This window comes from Arcticibacter sp. (assembly GCF_053551015.1).
The window spans coordinates 48,367-66,662 of sequence record NZ_JBMQOB010000009.1; the positions used below are offsets into that span (position 1 = coordinate 48,367).

Consider the following 18,296-nt stretch of genomic DNA (forward strand, 5'->3'; position numbering starts at 1 on the left):
GGCGGGGATCTCATACTCGACTTTGGACTTATACGGCCCCGTAGCGGCTCAGATCCTTTGTTGCAAGTAGGGATGATTGCTTTATAATAAAAAAACGGCTGTATCACAGGTTCGTGATACAGCCGCTTTCTTTTCTATTGTATTCAGGTGCCCGATGGAGGTGATTCCTGCACAGGATTTCTCTAACGGGCGACTCCTAATCAGTCTCTCTTTATTTAAACGCCAGAGAAGCCTACATTTCGATCATGGCTTTTATTACGCCGTTCTTAGGATCTAACCAGGATTCAAATTCATCCTTTACCTCATCAAAGTTCACGCGGTGAGTGATGTAGGTAGCTGGATTAACCAATCCGTCTTTCATGGATTTGATGACATGTTGAAAGTCTGACCGGTGAGCATTTCTACTGCTCATCAAAGTGCCTTCCCTCTTGTGGAACTCAGGATGGCTGACGATTAATTCGCCTTTCTGTAGTCCCACTAAGACATAGCGGGCCCCGTGCGCCATATACATGAAGCCATTATTTATAGCTCTTTGATTTCCGGTTGCGTCAATAACTACTGTTGGATAATCTCCATTGGTGATTTCCTTTAGCTTTGCATCAACATCGTCCGTCATTGGATTGATAGTGAAGTCAACCTTGAGTTTTTCTTTGCAGAAAGAAAGCCTGTTATCATTGATGTCCATCGCAATTACTTTACCCCCGGCTATTCGTGCGAATTCCATAATGCCCAGACCGATAGGGCCGGCACCAATTACTAAGACAAACTCTCCAGGTTTTACGTCGGCTCTGCTTACACCATGTGCACCTATTGCCAGGGGCTCCACAAGAGCGAGTTCGTCGTAGCTAAGGCCCTCACCATGAATAAGCGAGTAAGACGGGACGGATAGATATTCAGCCATACCACCATCGATATGCACTCCGCAAACCTTGATACTCGTACAGCAATTGCCTTTTCCCGATCGGCATGCGATGCATTCTCCGCAGTTGAAGTATGGAATAAACGTAACTCTTTCTCCCGGACTGAACCCTTCAGCATTATCCCCTTCGATAAATTCGGCAGCAAGTTCATGTCCCAGTACTCTTGGATATTCAAAAAATGGTTGGGAGCCTTCAAAGGCATGCAGGTCTGTTCCACAAATTCCGATACGTTTGATCTTTAGAATGGAGTGGTTTTTCTGCTTTGCCGGATATTCGCCCTCCTGATAGCTAAAGCTTCCAGGGGTCGTACAAACTAGTTTTTTCATCAATAAAATTTGAGCAGCAAATCTAAAATAAATTAATCTATCCTATAAAAAGTCGATGCGTTCTGACCCCAGAATAGTGCTTGTTGGTCTTCCGGAAACTGTGATAGGTAGCTTTTTACAATGTCAATCATTGCAGCGTAGCCTCCGGCAACGTTACACACAGGCCAGTCGGACCCAAACATAAGTCGTTCAATGCCGAACGACTCAAACACAACATCCAGGTAGGGAGTAAAGTCTTCTGACTTCCAATTCTGCCAGCTTGCTTCGGTAACCATACCTGATACCTTGCAACAAACGTTTGGATTTTTAGCAAGGTCGCGGATTCCGGGAGCCCAGTCATTAATCACCTGATTCCGGATATCCGGTTTGGCGATATGATCCAGTACAAATTGTTGCTCCGGGAAAAGGGTACATAGCTCGGCCGCATATTGCAGTTGATCTCTGAAAATCAAAATGTCGTACGTGAAACCGAACTGTTTTAAATGTCCTATTCCTCTTTTAAAGGCTGGCTCCAGCATTAGCGCACGATTAGCTTCACCTTGCAAAACATGTCTGAAGCCTTTAACAATCTTATACTGGCTATAAAATTGTAACGTTTCTTCGATGTTATCTGCCTGTAGGTCCACCCAGCCAACGATCCCTTTTATGAAAGGATGCATTGCCGCAAGCTCTATCAAAAATGCATTATCAGCTTCTGATTGATCAGCCTGTACTGCAATACAGCCATTTATCGACTGCTGGTCGAGTTCCTTCTTCAGGTCTTCGGGCAAAAAATCTTTTTGGATAGCACGCATATCCTCGTTTATCCAGGCATCCCTTACTGGATCGAACCTCCAGAAATGCTGGTGGGAATCTATTTTAAACATGGCTATTTGTTTTCAGATGAGATCTTATGTCCTTTTATCCCGAAGAATAAAATCACGATAAAACAAAGGATTGGAACCGTGTAGGCAACCTGTATGCTTCCTGTCTTATCTGATATGTATCCCATTATTGTTGGTATAATAGCTCCACCGATAATGGCCATAACCAGGAAAGATGAGGCGATCTTTGTTTCTTCGCCCAGTCCTTTGATCCCCAGGGCGAATATTGTTGGAAACATGATCGACATAAAGAACGGTACTAACGCAAGTGCGTACAAGGCGATGTTGCCTTGCAATGCCACTGATATAATTAACAGCAAGATGCTTATAACAGAGTAGATACTTAACAGCTTAGCAGGTTTGATGTAGCGCATCAGGAAAGTACCAACAAAACGTCCGACCATGAAGCCCACCATCGCTAAAGACCCCCATATGAAGGCAGCATTCTTTTCATTTACGTCCGCAACAAACTTCGCATATCGTATAAAAAAGCTACCAATTCCTACCTGTGCACCCACGTAGAGTAACTGCGCAATGACAGCCCATGAAAGATGGCTGTGACGAAGTACTTTCGCCGAGAAGCTTGATGGAGCGCCATGTAGTTCGCTGTCGTCTGCTTTTACTTCAGGCAGTTTAACGGCAAGAAAGAGAAATATCAGAAGGGTCACCACAACTGCGATGATGATGTAGGGTATTTTGACGCTGTCTACTTCATATTGAAGATATTCGTTTAACTGCGTAGCTGTCATTGCTTTTAACTCCTCTGGAGTGTGTTCAATGCCCGACAAGATAAACTGACCACCAATAATTGGAGCGAGGAATGCACCTACGCCATTGAATGATTGCGCGAAGTTAAGTCGCTGTTCAGACGTGTCTTTATCTCCAAGAACGGATATATAAGGGTTAGCAACTGTTTCCAGGAAAGTAGCTCCACTGGCGATAATAAAGAACGCCGTAAGGAAGAAGACATAGTCTCTTGATGCCGCCGCTGGGATAACGAGGAGTGAGCCTACAGCATATAGCACTAGTCCGGTGATGATACCTTTCTTATACCCAAACTTGTGCATAAATAATCCGGCCGGAATAGCAATAACAAAGTATGCAACTGCGACAGCCACGTCAATGTAAGACGACTGTGTGTCATTTAACTGAAGCGCCTTCCGAAGGTGAGGGATTAAGATGGGATTGATATTGTGTAACAATGCCCACAAGAAAAATAAGGACGTGACAAGGATGATAGGAAACAGGTATTGGTTTTTCTTAGCCATCTAACAATAATTGAATTTACAAGAAAGTTTATTGTTCCAAATGTATGCAATATACTGGCTAAAATTCTTCCCCGGAAGAATCATTTTGAGGTTCTTCCCTCTTTCTGTTCCGTTGCTGGCTGTCAGCATTGCCAAATCTATAACTAAAAGTGAGCGTGCTCATCCTACCCTGCATCCGTCTTCTGAATTCCCGGTTGAACTCGGCTGTTTGGGTTACCGCACCCCATTTTCTGCTGTTGAAAATATCTCTCATATTGAAGGACAGACTGCCCTTCCTCTTCAGGAGGTCCAGCTTTAGTGCGGCATCAGTACCAAATATCTCTCTTCCGCGACCCTGTGCCGTTACCCTACGGGCCATATACTCCATGTTTATCTGTGCAGACAGAGCTGGAAGTATTTGAGCATTTGCCATTAGCTTAGCATTCCAATTGAATCCTTCATTTCCCGGTATGTTAAACTCTTCGCTTCCTGAAAAGTTATTGTAGAACATATTCACGTTTCCTGTCAGATTGAAGCCTTTGAAGAGGTCTGCCTTGGAAATCAATTCCAGCCCTGTGGCTCTGTTACGAGCCAGATTCGCGAATTGTGTAAGAGTGGTTGTGCTATCAAGGCGCTGCTGAATACCCTCTACAACGTCATTTACCTGCCTGAAATAGAGCGAAGATGTGAACGTCACGGCCTTCCAATATTTCATGTGGCTAAATTCAAAGGAGTGAATGTCTTCAGGCTTTAAACCGGGGTTTCCTACACGTACATTATTTGGGTCTGAGATGTCTCTGAAGGGGTTGATCTGCCATCCCCGCGGTCGGTTCACGCGTCTGGTATAGCTCAGCTGAAGCTGATTGTCATTCTTGAGCTTCTGTGTCAGGAAAATACTCGGATAGACACGAAAATAATCCAGCTTTCCCTCCGCTGAGACAGGGTCAAGAGAGGTCGGATCTAAGCTTCTGTACACCGTATTTAGATTGGCTTGTTCCGCGCGTAACCCAAATTGAAAGCCGAACTTCTCTGTGATCTGATTCTGATAACTTCCATATAAGGCATGAACCTGATCCTCCATATCGAAGTCATTCGTCAGGAAATAGTCGCGCTCAAATACCTGAGTCAGGCGATTGAATCTTTCTGATAGCTGTGAGTCAGCATTCTTCCTGAGCGTTCCGCGATAACCGGCTTCCAGCTTTTGATTTTTGTTAAAAGGAAGGATGTAGTCTACCTGAAGGTTGAAATTATCACGATTCTGCCCATTTGTGGTATTCCTGCGATCTAAGGTGTCTTTCATGACCCCACTAAATGTGTAGAAGTCCTGGTTAAAGAACTGACCTTCATCTTCACTACTGTTTCCGTAGGACAGGTTGGCCGACAGCTCTTCACCCTGCCTGGTAAACTTCCTTACAAAGTCCAGACTAAGGTCATACCCTTTATCTTCCTCCGACTCATCAGCTCTTCTATAACTGACGCCATCCAGTGCGGCTGAGTAATTTTGATACAGATAATCGATATCCTCAGTATCGTCACCGGAGCGGAAGCTCACATTTCCCGATATTCCTAGCGTGGTTTTACTATTAAGATAATAATCCAGGCCCACTTTCGCTGTATTGCCCTCATTGTGGCGCTTAGAAATTGTAGTATTATTCAGAAGGCTGTTATTGTCCAGGAAGAAAGTGTTATTAAAACCAGAGCCTTCACGATTAGAATACCGGTAGCTGTAATTTCCGTATACATTTATCTTGCCATCGCGGTAGCTCAGATTACCATTCAGATTATAATTGTCCAGCGTTCCCGCGGAAACAGAGACGCCACCATTGAAGCCAATGCGCTGGTTTTTCTTCAGGATGATATTGATGATACCGGTTTGCCCTTCTGCGTCGTACTTTGACGATGGATTGGTAATCAGTTCAACCGTTTCGATTGAACTGGCGGGAAGCGACTGTAATAAACTCGCTATATCTCCGCCACCAATAGCGGATGGACGTCCATCAATCAGGATACGCACGTTACTTGTACCGCGGAGACTCACATTGCCGTCAATGTCCACCGAAACGGTCGGGACATTTTCCAGAATATCTGTAGCAGATCCTCCGGCGCTGACCAGGTTTTGCTCAACGCTGAACACCTTGCGGTCTACACCCAACTGTATAGTGCTTTTTTTAGCCTCAACAACAACCTCTTTCAGCACGCTGGCTTTGCCCATGCTGAGTTTTACCGAGCCCAGATTTATCGAAGGTGTTTGTTGCGAGAGGGTGATATCAGCCTTCGTATATGGCTGGTACCCTATGAATGAGATTTTAAGTGAGTACGTACCAAAAGGCACCGCCTTGATTGAAAAGCTTCCATCACCAGCCGTCTGACCTCCCTTTACTGTCCGTCCGCTTGCTGCTTCAACAACAGCCAGGGACGCAAAGTCCACCGGTTTTCCCGTCGTGGCGTCAATCACTTTTCCGCTAATTGCACCACCAGTTCCTGCCTGAGCAAAAAGAAAATTCGAAACAGAGAGAAAAAAAATAAGAAAACCTAAAGATCTCATAAATAGCCTATTCATACCAAACGCAGGATGCAAAGAAAGGTGATTTGAATAGGAATAACTTCCGGTAACTATTTTATTACTCTACGCTTACAGTGAGCCCTTCCTGTTGAAGAATCTTTCTGTAAACCTCAACTTCCGTGAATGATCCTTCCAAAATGGCGCATTTTCCGTCGTTGTGTACAGTCCATGCTATCCTCTCGGCCTGTTTATCCGAGTAGTCCAGATATTTGATCAGGCAAAAAATGACGTGTTCAAAGGTGTTGACTTCGTCATTCCAGAGTATCAGTTTATGGCTGGATTTCAATCCAGCTAATACTTCTTCCAGAGTAAAACTCTCCACTTCCGTCTCTGTTCCGGCAAAACGAATTTCCATAAGAGCCAAATTTAGTGAAATTAAGGGTGTTTTGGAAGAATCAATACCCTTAAAATGCACTACTTTCGAAACGGGAATATAAATAAAAGCGGAATGCCTCCTGACTAAGCAGGTGATTTTAAGAATCTCCGTACTAATTACCAAAATTCGCAGATATCAGAAATAGGAAACGTTATTTTACCGTAAACCTCAAAATTTTCCTGAACATTCCACCTTTGCTATCCAGCCCTTCTGCCACCACTTTATAGGTCCCCGGATTGTCGGAGGTAAAGTACTTCATCTGAGCTTTCCCCGAAGAATCGGTCACCGCGTGTGGTACCCACAATACGGTAGTGCGCAGGTCAGGAAGAGACTTGTTAACTTTCGGATCATCGTAATTCGGCGAATAGAATTCACGCGCAACATGATATCCAACAGGATTATACGTAACGATCCCCGGTGCATATGTATAGGCATAATTGCTCTCTCCGCGTTTGGTATTGATGATCAGCAGTCCACCTCCTCCCCGCATACCGTAAATAGCAGTATTGCCGATAGTTCTGAGTACTTCGACAGATTCCACATCGAAAGGTTGGATCATGGTAAGGTAGTCCGGTTCTACATACATGCCGTCAACGATGATCTGCATAGGGGTATCCATGCTCCTGGTCGAATAAGCAATGCCGTTCCTGAAAACGACTCCTGCAACGAGGCCCTGCAGGCACTGTTCTATAGTGACACAGTTCTGCAACTTGTCTCCCATTATGACAGCGTCTGCGCGTCCCGCACCGTTTAGGTTGCTCGAGTTTTTAACGGCGGGCTTCTTCTCTGAAACTCTCACCTCATTCAATACGATATTCCGTCTCAACATGCCTCGTCTACGGAGCTCATCATACTCATCCTGCCTTGTCCGGAGATAGGGGAGCATAGAGGCGTTCACATTCAGGATGATCTCAGGACTGTTTTTACTCTTGGTTACCAATTGGGCAGGAACCCGGTCAAGTTCAATTTCAACATTCTTCTTGTCCTTTGCATTACGTGCCTGGATAACAAAACGTGTGCTGTCTGTAAACCTCAGATTATCAAAACTAAAGCGTCCTTCCGCATTCGTCAGCGTGTCCAGCAACAGGCCATTACCTTTCGAGGCAAGGATCATCACCTTACCACTCGCAACAGGCTTCCCTCCAAGCGTCTTCACAGTCCCGCTGATGGAGATTCCTGTTTCAGGTTTAAAAGCCAGGTTCGGAAATATGCCGGCTAAGGTGTTCTTCCAGGTAAATCGGCTCCAGCCCTGCGTCATCAATAGCAAATCGAGGTGATGATCTTTCGCTTCACTCACACTCGAAAAGTAATAATTTGGCTTCTCGATGTAGCCCTTCAGGTCAGAACTCAGAAGGAGGTTAGAGAAAATCGTTGTCTCATCGTCCTCATCCGAAGGTATTTTTGTTTCATTGATCACCCCTAGGGAAAAAGCACTTGTAGCAGGCACGCCCGCAGCACTCTTAACCATGAGCGACATCTCCACCTTTTCACGCAATCCGTATTCCTGCTTGTTATTTGAAATGCTCAGCTCAATCGTGGGAGCATGACGAACAAACACCAGCCTCTCCGCTACGGGAACCATACTTCCGGAGAATAGGGTCAGCCTCACAATCCCAGTTTGGAACCTCTCTTTTGGAATCGAGGCAGTAAGATTAGACTTGTTCAGGGTATTGCGACCTGCAAACTTGACTACGCCGTTTGACTCAGCAATCAACGTTACAGGTGTAGGCCCTACAAGGTCGGCGCTGGCAGAGATACTGACCTTGATGTCGGTGTCATCCTGATTATTGACAAAAAGAGCGTAGCCCGACGGAAGAGCCTTTGGAAGATCAAAGGTTTTTTGAGACCCATCCTCAAAGGTAACAGTGGCAGTATAAGTGCCACCCGCTGCCGGAGTGAAAACGAAAGCGCCCATTCCTGCGTGCTCTGCCTTGAATTCTTTTACAACCGCCCCGCTATTGTCCTTGACTACCCCTGAAATAGCACGGCTTAAGCCGTCTGGACCAACAGCCTTGAAAGCAACCCTTCCACGCATGCCCGCTATCAGTTGGCCACCTTCAGGGAAGAACTGCACATCCACCTCCGAGTTCGTTGCCTTGATCAGGAAAGACTTATTCTGAAAAACCTTTTCGGCGGTCTGCACTTGCGTGAAGATCCTACCCGATTTTAAAAGAAAAGACTGCTTGTTAACAAACTCCACAGTCAGCCGTCCCGCCTCGTCAGTCACGCCTTTTCCGCGCGAAACTACTCTATTATCCAGCTCGATGCTGTAATTAACCTGTCTGGAGCTGAGCGGCTTTCCTTCGCTGTCTGTATATTGCATCTCAGCGCGCACTTGCTCACCTGAGGCTGTCTTGCTAAAAACATAGTTCACTGAGGCATTGATCTGATTAGGGAAAGACCGCCCAATCCTGATTACCTTATCGAAATAATATTCCTCACCGAAGTTGCGCATCCAGTTGGTGTATGCCCGCAAACGGTAATTTCCCTCTGCAAGTGAATCACTGAGCACCATATCACCCCAGGCAAGTCCCAGGACTACAGGAATCCGCAGCGATTTTTTTACAGAGTCCCGTTCATTGATCAGGTCAACATACAAAATCTTGCTTAATCCCGACAGCTCATTTTTCTCTGCATTTACGATATAACCCTTAAACCAGAGACTGTCTCCCACAACATAATAGGGCTTGTCCGTATGGAGATGAACCTTCTCCTGGGGATAATTGTCAAGTACCTGTTGAAGCTTACTGATCAGGCCCGCAAGCGGATCCTCCTGTGCAGTCAGTTTTAAGCAGAGCGAAGAGCAGAGAATAAGGGCACCGGCGATAAGGAGAAGGCGTTTCATAGCGGGGTCAAAATATGGCCACAATTTACTAATAAAAATGCCTGATCATGCAAGAAAAGAGCTACTTAGAAAGTATTTTTCCACATCATGCTTTCCACAGGTCTGGTAGTCTTCCTGCTATATTTTGCGTTGTCTTTAGTGTTGTAAAGCGTCTCAATTTCTCCTTCCACAACAAAGTAGATGAGTTGGCCGATGGGCATGCCCGGGTAGATCTTTACAGGTTGAGTCACCGAGATCTCAAGCGTCCATGTATTACAAAATCCAACATCTCCCTTTCCGGCCGTAGCGTGAATGTCGATCCCCAACCTGCCTGTGCTCGACTTTCCTTCCAGGAAAGGAACATGACTGTGCGTCTCGGTATATTCCACAGTAACACCCAGATAGAGGGTGTTCGGTTGCAATACAAAACCATCCTTAGGAATTTCAAAATGGACAATTTCATTGTGCTCCCTGGCATCCAGTACCCTTTTGCTATAGGTTGCCAGGTACTTTCCCAGATGAACGTCATACGAATTCGTTCCCAGGCACTCTCTCCTGAACGGCTCAATGATGATACTTCCCTTCTCTATTTCTTCTAAAATACGCTTGTCCGACAGGATCATAATGTTGAAACTTTGGCCGAAATTAGCCATAATTTAGAAATTTTACGCCGTGGCCTGAATATTGAAACGCTTTTGTCTTAATATTGTATATCCTGCATGGGGGAGCGATAGGAAGCCTGCCGATCGTCAAAAACGGGTTTAGCTAAAGCTATTGCGGCGAATGCATCAATGAAAATAAGATCATAGAATGGGACTAGCTTATCAAAAGCAAATTGACTCCAAGACCAGCTTTGCCGTTTGGAAAATAGAGGAGTCTGCCGAAGATTTATATTCACGTCTGCAGCTTAACGACCGGGAGAATGCTTATCTCGACAGCCTCAACAATGGCAAACGCAACCTGCACTGGCTCAGTACCCGTAACTTGCTTCGCAAAATGCTGAACACTAGTCAATATATTGACTGTCGCGTAGATGATCACGGAAAGCCCTACCTGGTTAATTTTCCGCATCATATCTCCTTTAGCCATTCGTTTGACTATGCAGCCGTAATGATCAGTGAAGATAAGCCGGTAGGTATTGACATCGAGCTCGTTAAGAGTAAGATTGTGCGGGTAGCAAAGAAGTTTATGTCAGCAGAAGAGCTTACATTCATGGATCCTCAACAAACCATTCCGCACCTTTATACCTGCTGGTGTGCAAAAGAAGCCATCTATAAGCTTCACGGTAAGCCAAACGTGTCTTTTAAAGACCATATTCACCTCCGCCCCTTTAACTATAAGGGCGAAGGCTGTTTCGAAGCAAGCCTGCAGGCAGACGAAAAGATGCAGTTCGATGTCTATTATGAAAGCTTTGCTGATTATATGATCGGATACGTTGCCGGATTCAGGGAAATGGCCGATGAGCATGATTAAAAAAATATTCTCATGAAAAATAATAAAGTAAACTTCCAGGATTGGGGTCTCGTTGATTATCAGGAAGCGTGGGACAGGCAGGAGAGTATCTTTTCGTCAATCGTCAATTCCAAAACTGCTAACAGGGATAATCAGACGACTGTCCCTACCGACAATTACCTCGTTTTTGTTGAACATCCTCATGTGTACACCCTGGGCAAGAGCGGTAAGCCTGAGAATCTTCTTCTCGATGAGAAAGGACTGGCAGAAAAGTCAGCCTCTTACTATAAGATCAACAGGGGAGGAGATATTACTTATCATGGTCCCGGCCAGATTGTAGGTTATCCCATCCTTGATCTTGATAATTTCTTCACGGATATCCACCTCTATCTGCGTACTCTCGAGGAAGCAATTATTCAAACCCTTGCGCACTATGGCATTACGGCTGGTCGCTATCCAGGCTATACAGGCGTATGGATAGATCCCGACAACGAAAAAGCACGTAAGATCTGCGCAATGGGCGTCAGATGCAGCAGATGGGTAACCATGCACGGCTTTGCATTCAATGTCAACTCTGATCTGGGCTACTTCAAGAATATTGTACCCTGCGGGATCGACGACAAAGACGTTACATCCATGGCCAGGGAGCTCGGGCATCCTGTAGATCCCGCGGAGGTGAAAGCCGTTCTGAAGCAAAAGATCGCAGCGCTCTTCAATATGGAGCTTATCGATCAGGAAGCGGTGTCCTAAAGTTTCTGGAGCTTCTCCGCCGCCCTTTCCAATGTCTCGTTCTTCTTGGCAAAGCAAAAGCGGATGATCCCGAAGTCCGTTCCTTTCGTGTAGAAGGCCGAAACGGGTACAGTAGCTACACCCACTTCCGTGGTGAGTCGTTTGCTAAAGTCAGTATCCTTTTCATTTGATATCCGGTCAAAACGGGCCGTTTGAAAGTACGATCCCTCACAAGGAAGCAACTTAAACCGGCTGCCCTGCATCAACTCAGAAAAGAAATCCCGCTTGTCCTGGTAAAAAGCCGTCAAGCCCAGATAATGCGACTTGTCTGCCAGATAATCTGCCAGTGCATGCTGAACCGGGGTATTCACGCTGAATACCTCAAACTGATGAACCTTCCTAAATTCGTCCATCAGCAAAGCAGGAGCTATGCAATAGCCTACTTTCCAGCCTGTATTATGAAAGAGCTTGCCGAATGAAGCGCAGACCACACTTCGCTCCCGTAATTCCGGATACCGCGCCATACTCAGGTGCTGCTGACCGTCGTACACCAGATGCTCATAAACCTCGTCACTTAGAATGAGGATGTCTGTCTTCCTGGTAATGGCGATAAGTTCCTCCATATCTTCCTCCTTCAGGGTTGTTCCCGTCGGGTTTTGCGGTGTATTCAGGATGATCATCCGCGTATGGGCAGAGATCAGCTTCCGTACCGCCTTCCAGTCAATTTTATAGTTAGGCGGACTCAGCTCGTACGATTTTACGAAGCCACCCATCAGCTTAACCGCCGGAGCATAGGCGTCATAAGCCGGATCAAAGATGATCACCTCGTCATTCGGGTGAACCAGGGCCGCTATAGCCGTAAAAATAGCCTGCGTACCTCCTGCAGTTACCGTCACTTCGCTCTCCGGATGATAGTCGGCTCCATACAGCCTATTTGCCTTTTCGGCAATGCGCTCGCGCAGCAAAGCCACGCCAGCCATCGGCGCATACTGATTGTGCCCGGCTCTCATATGTTTGTTTACCAGCTCGATCAGTTCAGGATCGCAGTCGTAATCAGGGAATCCCTGCGACAGGTTTATCGCTCCGCTTTCCTTGGCAAGCCTCGACATGACAGTGAATATAGTAGTACCCGAAGAAGGTAGCTTAGAGGTAAGATGTATCATCAGGACTAAATTAGCAGTAAAAGGCCTTTTCTTCAAGAAATATCAGCACATCTGCCCGCTAAATTTTGCACAATTTCACACCTTACAAAATCATCAAACCTGCATGTTAATATATTTAAAAAGTTAAATTTGATGCTGAACTACAAATTAAAAATCACTTTATACGAAATGAAAATCCAACTAAACAAACCCTGGCTTTATGCGGCCTGCCTACTGGCTTTCGCCGCCTGCACAAGTTCCACCAATCAAAACAAAACCACCGATATGACTGATAGTACAGCAGCGGTACTTCCCGCTAAAGAATCTTTTCAATCCACCATTGACGGAAAGAAAACGGATCTATTCATCTTAAAAAACAAGAATAACGTACAGGCTGCTATAACAAACTATGGCGGACGCCTCGTCAGCCTGCTCATACCCGACAAAGATGGTAAATTCCTGGATGTGGTAGCCGGATTTGACAACGTACAGGATTACACCAAAGGACCCGACACCTACTTCGGTGCAACGATCGGTCGCTACGGTAATCGTATCGCTAAAGGAAAGTTCAGTATCGATGGTAAGGAGTACAGCCTGGCAACTAACAATGGCGCTAATCACCTTCATGGCGGACCTAAGGGATTTTCAAGAGTAATCTGGGATGCTAAGCAGACTGCCGACAATCAGCTGGAGCTAAGCTATCTGTCAAAAGATGGTGATGAAGGCTATCCTGGTAACCTGAGCGTTAAAGTGACCTATACCCTGACAGACGATAACGAAGTGAAGATCGACTATCTGGCAACTACCGACAAGAAAACGGTTGTTAACCTGACTAACCACTCTTTCTTCAACCTCAACGGTATTGCAAGTGGTTCAATCAACAATCACTTACTGCAAATCAATGCTGAAGAGTTTACTCCGGTAGATTCTACTCTTATCCCAACAGGAAAGAACGAAAAGGTGGAAGGTACTCCATTCGATTTCAGAAAACCAACCGCTATCGGTTCTAGGATCGATGCTGACCATATCCAATTGAAATACGGCAACGGATATGACCACAACTTTGTACACGCAAACAAGAAATCTGCTAACCTGGAAACACTTGCTATTGCTACAGGCGACAAGTCTGGTATCGTGATGGAAGTACTGAGCAATGAACCAGGAGTACAGTTTTACGGTGGTAACTTCCTTGAAGGCACTCACACCCTGAAGCAGGGAATCAAAGATGAGTTCAGAACATCATTCTGCCTGGAAACACAACATTTCCCTGACTCACCAAATCAACCGTCATTTCCTTCAACCCAGTTAAACCCTGGCGACACGTATAAAACAACAACCATCTACAAGTTTACAGCAAAGTAAACATCGCTGGTTCAAACCAAAAAGAAAGCCCTGATGCATATCGCATCAGGGCTTTTTATATTTCATGTCTGTAAAGAATACAGGTTAGAATGATCTTACATCATTCCGCCCATACCGCCACCCATTGGAGGCATACCAGCACCGCCTTTTTCCTCTTCAGGATCATCAGCAAGTACAACCTCTGTAGTTAACAGCATCGCTGCAATTGAAGCAGCATTCTCTAATGCAACACGGCTTACCTTAGTAGGGTCAATTACACCCGCACCGATCAGGTTTTCGTAAACATCAGTACGTGCGTTATAACCGAAGTCTGCACTACCTTCTTTTACTTTCTGAACAACGATAGAACCTTCGATTCCAGCGTTCTCACAAATCTGACGAAGAGGTTCTTCGATAGCGCGACGGATGATCTGGATACCAGTGTTCTCATCTTCGTTTGAACCTTTAAGTTCAGCTAAAGCAGCAACAGAACGGATGAAAGCTACACCACCACCTGCAACGATACCTTCTTCAACAGCCGCACGGGTTGCATGTAAAGCATCATCAACACGGTCTTTTTTCTCTTTCATCTCTACTTCAGTAGCAGCACCTACGTAAAGAACAGCAACACCACCAGCTAATTTAGCCAGACGCTCCTGTAACTTCTCACGATCGTAATCAGAAGTAGTCGCTTCGATCTGAGACTTGATCTGAGCTACACGTGCTTTGATATCTTCAGAACCACCTGCACCGTTGATCACAGTAGTATTGTCTTTGTCGATAACTACTTTCTCTGCCTGTCCTAAGTAAGTAAGGTCAGCATTCTCAAGTTTGTAACCTCTTTCTTCAGAAATAACAGTACCACCAGTTAAGATCGCGATGTCTTCCAGCATAGCTTTACGACGATCACCAAATCCAGGAGCTTTAACAGCAGCAACTTTCAGAGATCCGCGGATCTTGTTCACTACAAGAGTAGCAAGTGCTTCGCCATCCAGATCTTCAGCGATGATCAATAACGGCTTGCCAGTCTGAACTTGTTTTTCTAATACCGGAAGCAATTCCTTCATGCTGCTGATTTTCTTGTCGTAGATCAGGATGTAAGGATTCTCCAGTTCTACTTCCATTTTATCAGAGTTGGTTACGAAGTAAGGAGAAAGGTAACCACGGTCAAACTGCATACCTTCTACAGTCTTCACTTCAGTTTCAGTACCCTTAGCTTCTTCAACAGTGATTACACCGTCTTTACCAACTTTGCCCATTGCCTCAGCAATCAGAGAACCGATAACCTCGTCATTGTTTGCAGAGATAGAAGCAACCTGTTTGATCTTATTATTGTCTTCACCAACAGCCTGTGACTGTTCTTTCAGATTAGCAACAACAGCAGCAACAGCTTTGTCAATACCACGTTTTAAATCCATTGGATTTGCGCCTGCAGCAACGTTTTTAACACCTGCAGTCACGATAGCCTGAGCCAACACAGTAGCAGTAGTAGTTCCGTCACCTGCAATATCGGCAGTCTTAGAAGCTACTTCCTTTACCATCTGAGCACCCATGTTTTCAAGAGGGTCTTTCAGATCAATTTCTTTTGCTACAGTTACACCGTCTTTAGTGATAGCAGGTGAACCGAATTTTTTATCAATGATTACGTTGCGGCCTTTTGGTCCCAAAGTAACTTTTACTGCGTTAGCTAATGTGTCAACTCCTCTTTTCAGGGCGTCGCGCGCTTCAACATTGTATTTAACTTGTTTTGCCATTTCTATTGAATGTTTTTAATAAATAATTGGGAGATTATAAAATTGCGTAGATGTCAGACTCACGCATAATCAAATATTCTTTACCTTCATAGGTAATCTCTGTACCGGCATATTTGCCATATAAAACTTCGTCTCCAATTTTGACAGTTAAAGGCTCGTCTACTTTGCCATCACCAACTGCAACTACAGTGCCTCTTTGAGGTTTTTCCTTCGCGGTATCCGGAATGTAGATACCAGATGCTGTTTTTTCTTCAGCAGGAGCAGCTTCAACTACTACTCTATCTGCGATTGGTTTAATATTTAATGCCATTTTTAATGAATATTAGTTTTGACCCTTAGCAGTCAGAATCTGTGCCAAAGGGCTAAACGGTGTCATGCTGTCAGTGTTGTCATGGAAGCCCTGCAAAAATGTGCTTAAACGAAAAAAGGCTGCATCCTCTGGATGCAGCCTTTTAATATCTATATAGCCGATTTACTTCTTAGTCGTATCGGTAAGCCCTGGAAGAGGTGCAGGCGCAGGTGCAGCAGGAGCACTGGTGCCCTTGTTAATCTGGTTCTGAATCTCCTGAGCTTCTCTGCTCTGTGATGCTCCTTTAGGAACAACCACGTTTGCAAATAATACCAAAACCATCAGGGAAATAGTCAGGATCCAGGTTCCTTTTTCCAGGAAATCTCCGGTTCTCTGAACGCCCATAATATTATTCGAACCAGCAAAGCCTGAAGTCAGACCTCCGCCTTTTGGCTCCTGAATTAAAATGATCAGTCCCAAAAGGACGCAAATGATAATGGCAACGACAATAATAACGTAAAACATATCTTATAATTAGCTGATTCTCTTTTCTAAATTTTCAATTTGGCTTGCAAAGTAAATACTTTTCTCCGGATATTTCAAACTTAATTTCTTGTACGTTTCAATTGCTTTATCAAAAAGCATCTGATCGGTATAAATCCTGGCCAAAGTTTCCGAAACGAGCTCAAGATTGTCTTCCGAGCTTTTCCGGGCTTTGTTCTCCGTATCTACTTTAGCCGTGCTGGGCGGTTTGATCTGAGGCTCCTCTTTGATAAACTTCTCAATGATGATATCCTCCTTGCGCTTCAGCTCAAACTCCACTGTTGCATTTGCAGCAATGGTGTTCAGCTCTGGCTGTATGTGAAAGATATTTTCAATGATCTGCTGATTCAGCAGGGGTGAAGCTGCCGCAGCGGTATTCCGCTTTGCCGGTGCCGTCGGAGCATAAGGCTGATAAGTAGGCTCAAATTCCTTCCGGGTCTTATGAAGCCACCACAAAAAAGTATATGGCATCGTGTCGTCGTCATATTTGGAAACTTCTTCCTTCTCATTCGACGCTTCCTTCATTACCGGGGGCTCTGCCACCTTAATCTCACCTTTTAGTGGGTCTAGAGGCGATGCGCTGAAGGCAAAATAGTCTGAAGAGGCGATACTTTCCAGTGCAACCCCACTTTTCTTCTCTTCTTCTTCAGAAACCGCTTCGTTGGTTTGCTCCGGCAGCTCAGCTTCCGGAATTACGGTTTCAATGAGCTCCACAGGCTCTTCTTCAACAGTTACCGCACCGGCTATCTCTTCCTTCTGCGGTTCATCTGCTCCCGACTCCTCATCCGGCTCTGCAGTAAGCTCAATATTCTCCGCAGCAATATCTTCCTCAACAATATCTTCGTCAGACTCCGCTGCTTCTTCAGGTTCCAGCTCTGTATATTCTTCTATTAAAATAACTTCCTTTTCTTGGATGCTCTCAGCTTCAACAAGCACATCTGTATTCGCTTCGATGGATATGTTCAGCTCCTCCGCTTCCTCAAACGCAAGTGACTCCGTCTCTGGTGTTACAGTTTCGATGTCCTGGTGCATAACATCCCGCGCAGCAGTGCTCATAACAGGGGCTGTAAGCTCCGGCATGTTGATCTCTTCTCCTTCATCCGAAAGATCGATCTCTGGCTGAAAATATTGAGGTTCATTCATGAACCGGTACAGGACGTCCCTTCGTGGTGCGTATACGGATGCTTTCTTCAAATAGCTCTCATAGGTAGCCTGATCCTCCGTGCGGAGCGCAGATGCATGCGCAAAATGCAGCGGCTGGCAGTACGGAAACTTGAGAACAAGGTATTTCAATGCAGCCCGGTCTGCATCTGTCCATTTTTCAGAAGGCGACAAAAATTTAAGAAATTCCCTGTTTCCTGATGCCTGAAGTTTTTCCACGTTATCTCTTTAATGAATGAATGCCTTGATTACCAGTTCGCGAAAGCTTTGTTGAAAATGTCTTCCGTAAGCAGCTTGTTGATCTCCTGTATGGCCGACTGCTCCTGCGACTGTACGTTGCTTCCCGGCAGCTCTTTGAAACGTGTAAATGACTGCTCAAAGCTATATTCATTATCCACAGCATTCACAAACTTGACCTGTACCGTGATACTGATCCGCGTTGCTTCGGCAATCTCGTTGCCTGTTACAGCAACCGGACGGATGCTGTAATCGGTGATCCGGCCTTCAAAATTTCCGTCCGCATTATCCCGCGTTATGCTCAGGCTCGACTGGTTCCTGATCCTTTCTTTAAGTGCTTCAGTAAACTGCTGGCTTAAGCCAGGCACGACCAGTGGCGCACTGTTCTCAAAGAACTGTACAGACACGGTTTTCATAGCGTCAGGTATGGAAGCCCCCGTAAAGCTGTAGATGCCGCATGATTGCGACAGAAACAGCAAGGGTATAAAGAAGAAAAAGGTTCTTTTCAGTAATACGTTCATGAACTATG

16 protein-coding genes are annotated in these 18,296 nt (G+C 45.3%); 3 read left to right on the top strand and 13 right to left on the bottom strand.

What is annotated here, in order from left to right:
• Window positions 1-232: 232 nt before the first annotated feature.
• The 7 genes from ACO1NU_RS05655 to dcd all read right to left on the bottom strand — a co-directional run bounded on the left by ACO1NU_RS05655 (window position 233) and on the right by dcd (window position 9,742).
• Window positions 233-1,246, bottom strand: coding sequence for a zinc-binding alcohol dehydrogenase family protein (locus ACO1NU_RS05655; protein ID WP_448817495.1), 1,014 nt, complete (start codon window positions 1,244-1,246; stop codon window positions 233-235).
• A 32-nt stretch (window positions 1,247-1,278) separates the two neighbouring features.
• A complete protein-coding gene (locus tag ACO1NU_RS05660) occupies window positions 1,279-2,112 on the bottom strand; it encodes an amidohydrolase family protein (protein WP_448817496.1) in 834 nt (277 codons plus the stop codon).
• A gap of 2 nt (window positions 2,113-2,114) precedes the next feature.
• Window positions 2,115-3,377, bottom strand: coding sequence for an L-fucose:H+ symporter permease (fucP, locus tag ACO1NU_RS05665; RefSeq protein ID WP_448817497.1), 1,263 nt, complete (start codon window positions 3,375-3,377; stop codon window positions 2,115-2,117).
• A 58-nt stretch (window positions 3,378-3,435) separates the two neighbouring features.
• Window positions 3,436-5,901 (bottom strand): TonB-dependent receptor domain-containing protein, encoded by a 2,466-nt coding sequence (locus tag ACO1NU_RS05670; RefSeq protein WP_448817498.1) that lies wholly within the window; start codon window positions 5,899-5,901, stop codon window positions 3,436-3,438.
• Window positions 5,902-5,977: 76 nt separating this feature from the next.
• Window positions 5,978-6,274, bottom strand: a complete 297-nt coding sequence (locus ACO1NU_RS05675; RefSeq protein WP_448817499.1) for an ATP-dependent Clp protease adaptor ClpS — start codon at window positions 6,272-6,274, stop codon at window positions 5,978-5,980.
• 172 nt (window positions 6,275-6,446) lie between these two features.
• A complete protein-coding gene (locus ACO1NU_RS05680; RefSeq protein ID WP_448817500.1) occupies window positions 6,447-9,140 on the bottom strand; it encodes a TonB-dependent receptor plug domain-containing protein in 2,694 nt (897 codons plus the stop codon).
• Window positions 9,141-9,205: 65 nt separating this feature from the next.
• Complete coding sequence (gene dcd, locus ACO1NU_RS05685) at window positions 9,206-9,742, bottom strand: dCTP deaminase (RefSeq protein WP_448817736.1); 537 nt, start codon at window positions 9,740-9,742, stop codon at window positions 9,206-9,208.
• Window positions 9,743-9,929: 187 nt separating this feature from the next.
• Here dcd and ACO1NU_RS05690 point away from each other — a divergent pair, with 187 nt between their 5' ends.
• Together ACO1NU_RS05690 and lipB are read left to right on the top strand one after the other, a co-directional pair.
• Window positions 9,930-10,592: a 4'-phosphopantetheinyl transferase family protein gene (locus tag ACO1NU_RS05690; protein WP_448817501.1), complete on the top strand. Its 663-nt coding sequence runs from the start codon at window positions 9,930-9,932 to the stop codon at window positions 10,590-10,592.
• Between the two features lie 12 nt (window positions 10,593-10,604).
• Window positions 10,605-11,321, top strand: coding sequence for a lipoyl(octanoyl) transferase LipB (gene lipB, locus ACO1NU_RS05695; protein ID WP_448817502.1), 717 nt, complete (start codon window positions 10,605-10,607; stop codon window positions 11,319-11,321).
• On the opposite strand, the gene ACO1NU_RS05700 is transcribed toward lipB, so the two are convergent.
• Window positions 11,318-12,463, bottom strand: coding sequence for a methionine aminotransferase (locus tag ACO1NU_RS05700; protein ID WP_448817503.1), 1,146 nt, complete (start codon window positions 12,461-12,463; stop codon window positions 11,318-11,320). The two genes, lipB and ACO1NU_RS05700, sit on opposite strands and share 4 nt — an antisense overlap.
• A 168-nt stretch (window positions 12,464-12,631) precedes the next feature.
• Between ACO1NU_RS05700 and ACO1NU_RS05705 the strand changes: the two genes are divergently transcribed.
• A complete protein-coding gene (locus tag ACO1NU_RS05705; protein ID WP_448817504.1) occupies window positions 12,632-13,804 on the top strand; it encodes an aldose epimerase family protein in 1,173 nt (390 codons plus the stop codon).
• 95 nt (window positions 13,805-13,899) lie between these two features.
• Here ACO1NU_RS05705 and groL read toward each other — a convergent pair whose 3' ends face one another.
• The 5 genes from groL to ACO1NU_RS05730 all read right to left on the bottom strand — a co-directional run bounded on the left by groL (window position 13,900) and on the right by ACO1NU_RS05730 (window position 18,288).
• Window positions 13,900-15,537, bottom strand: a complete 1,638-nt coding sequence (gene groL / locus ACO1NU_RS05710) for a chaperonin GroEL (RefSeq protein WP_448817505.1) — start codon at window positions 15,535-15,537, stop codon at window positions 13,900-13,902.
• Window positions 15,538-15,571: 34 nt separating this feature from the next.
• A complete protein-coding gene (locus tag ACO1NU_RS05715) occupies window positions 15,572-15,847 on the bottom strand; it encodes a co-chaperone GroES (protein WP_448817506.1) in 276 nt (91 codons plus the stop codon).
• A gap of 162 nt (window positions 15,848-16,009) precedes the next feature.
• Window positions 16,010-16,351, bottom strand: coding sequence for a preprotein translocase subunit SecG (gene secG, locus ACO1NU_RS05720; protein WP_448817507.1), 342 nt, complete (start codon window positions 16,349-16,351; stop codon window positions 16,010-16,012).
• A gap of 9 nt (window positions 16,352-16,360) precedes the next feature.
• Entirely contained in the window at window positions 16,361-17,749 is a 1,389-nt protein-coding gene (locus ACO1NU_RS05725) for a hypothetical protein (RefSeq protein ID WP_448817508.1), read from the bottom strand.
• A 29-nt stretch (window positions 17,750-17,778) separates the two neighbouring features.
• A complete protein-coding gene (locus ACO1NU_RS05730) occupies window positions 17,779-18,288 on the bottom strand; it encodes an LptE family protein (protein ID WP_448817509.1) in 510 nt (169 codons plus the stop codon).
• Between the last annotated feature and the right edge of the window lie 8 nt (window positions 18,289-18,296).

Excerpts from the sequence above, each read along its gene's own strand:
- ACO1NU_RS05670 (WP_448817498.1), bottom strand. The coding sequence starts at position 5,901 with ATGAGATCTTTAGGTTTTCTTATTTTTTTTCTCTCTGTTTCGAATTTT.
- ACO1NU_RS05680 (WP_448817500.1), bottom strand. The coding sequence starts at position 9,140 with ATGAAACGCCTTCTCCTTATCGCCGGTGCCCTTATTCTCTGCTCTTCG.
- ACO1NU_RS05655 (WP_448817495.1), bottom strand. The coding sequence starts at position 1,246 with ATGAAAAAACTAGTTTGTACGACCCCTGGAAGCTTTAGCTATCAGGAG.
- ACO1NU_RS05705 (WP_448817504.1), top strand. The coding sequence starts at position 12,632 with ATGAAAATCCAACTAAACAAACCCTGGCTTTATGCGGCCTGCCTACTG.
- secG (WP_448817507.1), bottom strand. The coding sequence starts at position 16,351 with ATGTTTTACGTTATTATTGTCGTTGCCATTATCATTTGCGTCCTTTTG.
- ACO1NU_RS05730 (WP_448817509.1), bottom strand. The coding sequence starts at position 18,288 with ATGAACGTATTACTGAAAAGAACCTTTTTCTTCTTTATACCCTTGCTG.
- lipB (WP_448817502.1), top strand. The coding sequence starts at position 10,605 with ATGAAAAATAATAAAGTAAACTTCCAGGATTGGGGTCTCGTTGATTAT.
- ACO1NU_RS05700 (WP_448817503.1), bottom strand. The coding sequence starts at position 12,463 with ATGATACATCTTACCTCTAAGCTACCTTCTTCGGGTACTACTATATTC.
- ACO1NU_RS05675 (WP_448817499.1), bottom strand. The coding sequence starts at position 6,274 with ATGGAAATTCGTTTTGCCGGAACAGAGACGGAAGTGGAGAGTTTTACT.
- ACO1NU_RS05715 (WP_448817506.1), bottom strand. The coding sequence starts at position 15,847 with ATGGCATTAAATATTAAACCAATCGCAGATAGAGTAGTAGTTGAAGCT.
- ACO1NU_RS05660 (WP_448817496.1), bottom strand. The coding sequence starts at position 2,112 with ATGTTTAAAATAGATTCCCACCAGCATTTCTGGAGGTTCGATCCAGTA.
- dcd (WP_448817736.1), bottom strand. The coding sequence starts at position 9,742 with ATGATCCTGTCGGACAAGCGTATTTTAGAAGAAATAGAGAAGGGAAGT.
- groL (WP_448817505.1), bottom strand. The coding sequence starts at position 15,537 with ATGGCAAAACAAGTTAAATACAATGTTGAAGCGCGCGACGCCCTGAAA.
- ACO1NU_RS05690 (WP_448817501.1), top strand. The coding sequence starts at position 9,930 with ATGGGACTAGCTTATCAAAAGCAAATTGACTCCAAGACCAGCTTTGCC.
- fucP (WP_448817497.1), bottom strand. The coding sequence starts at position 3,377 with ATGGCTAAGAAAAACCAATACCTGTTTCCTATCATCCTTGTCACGTCC.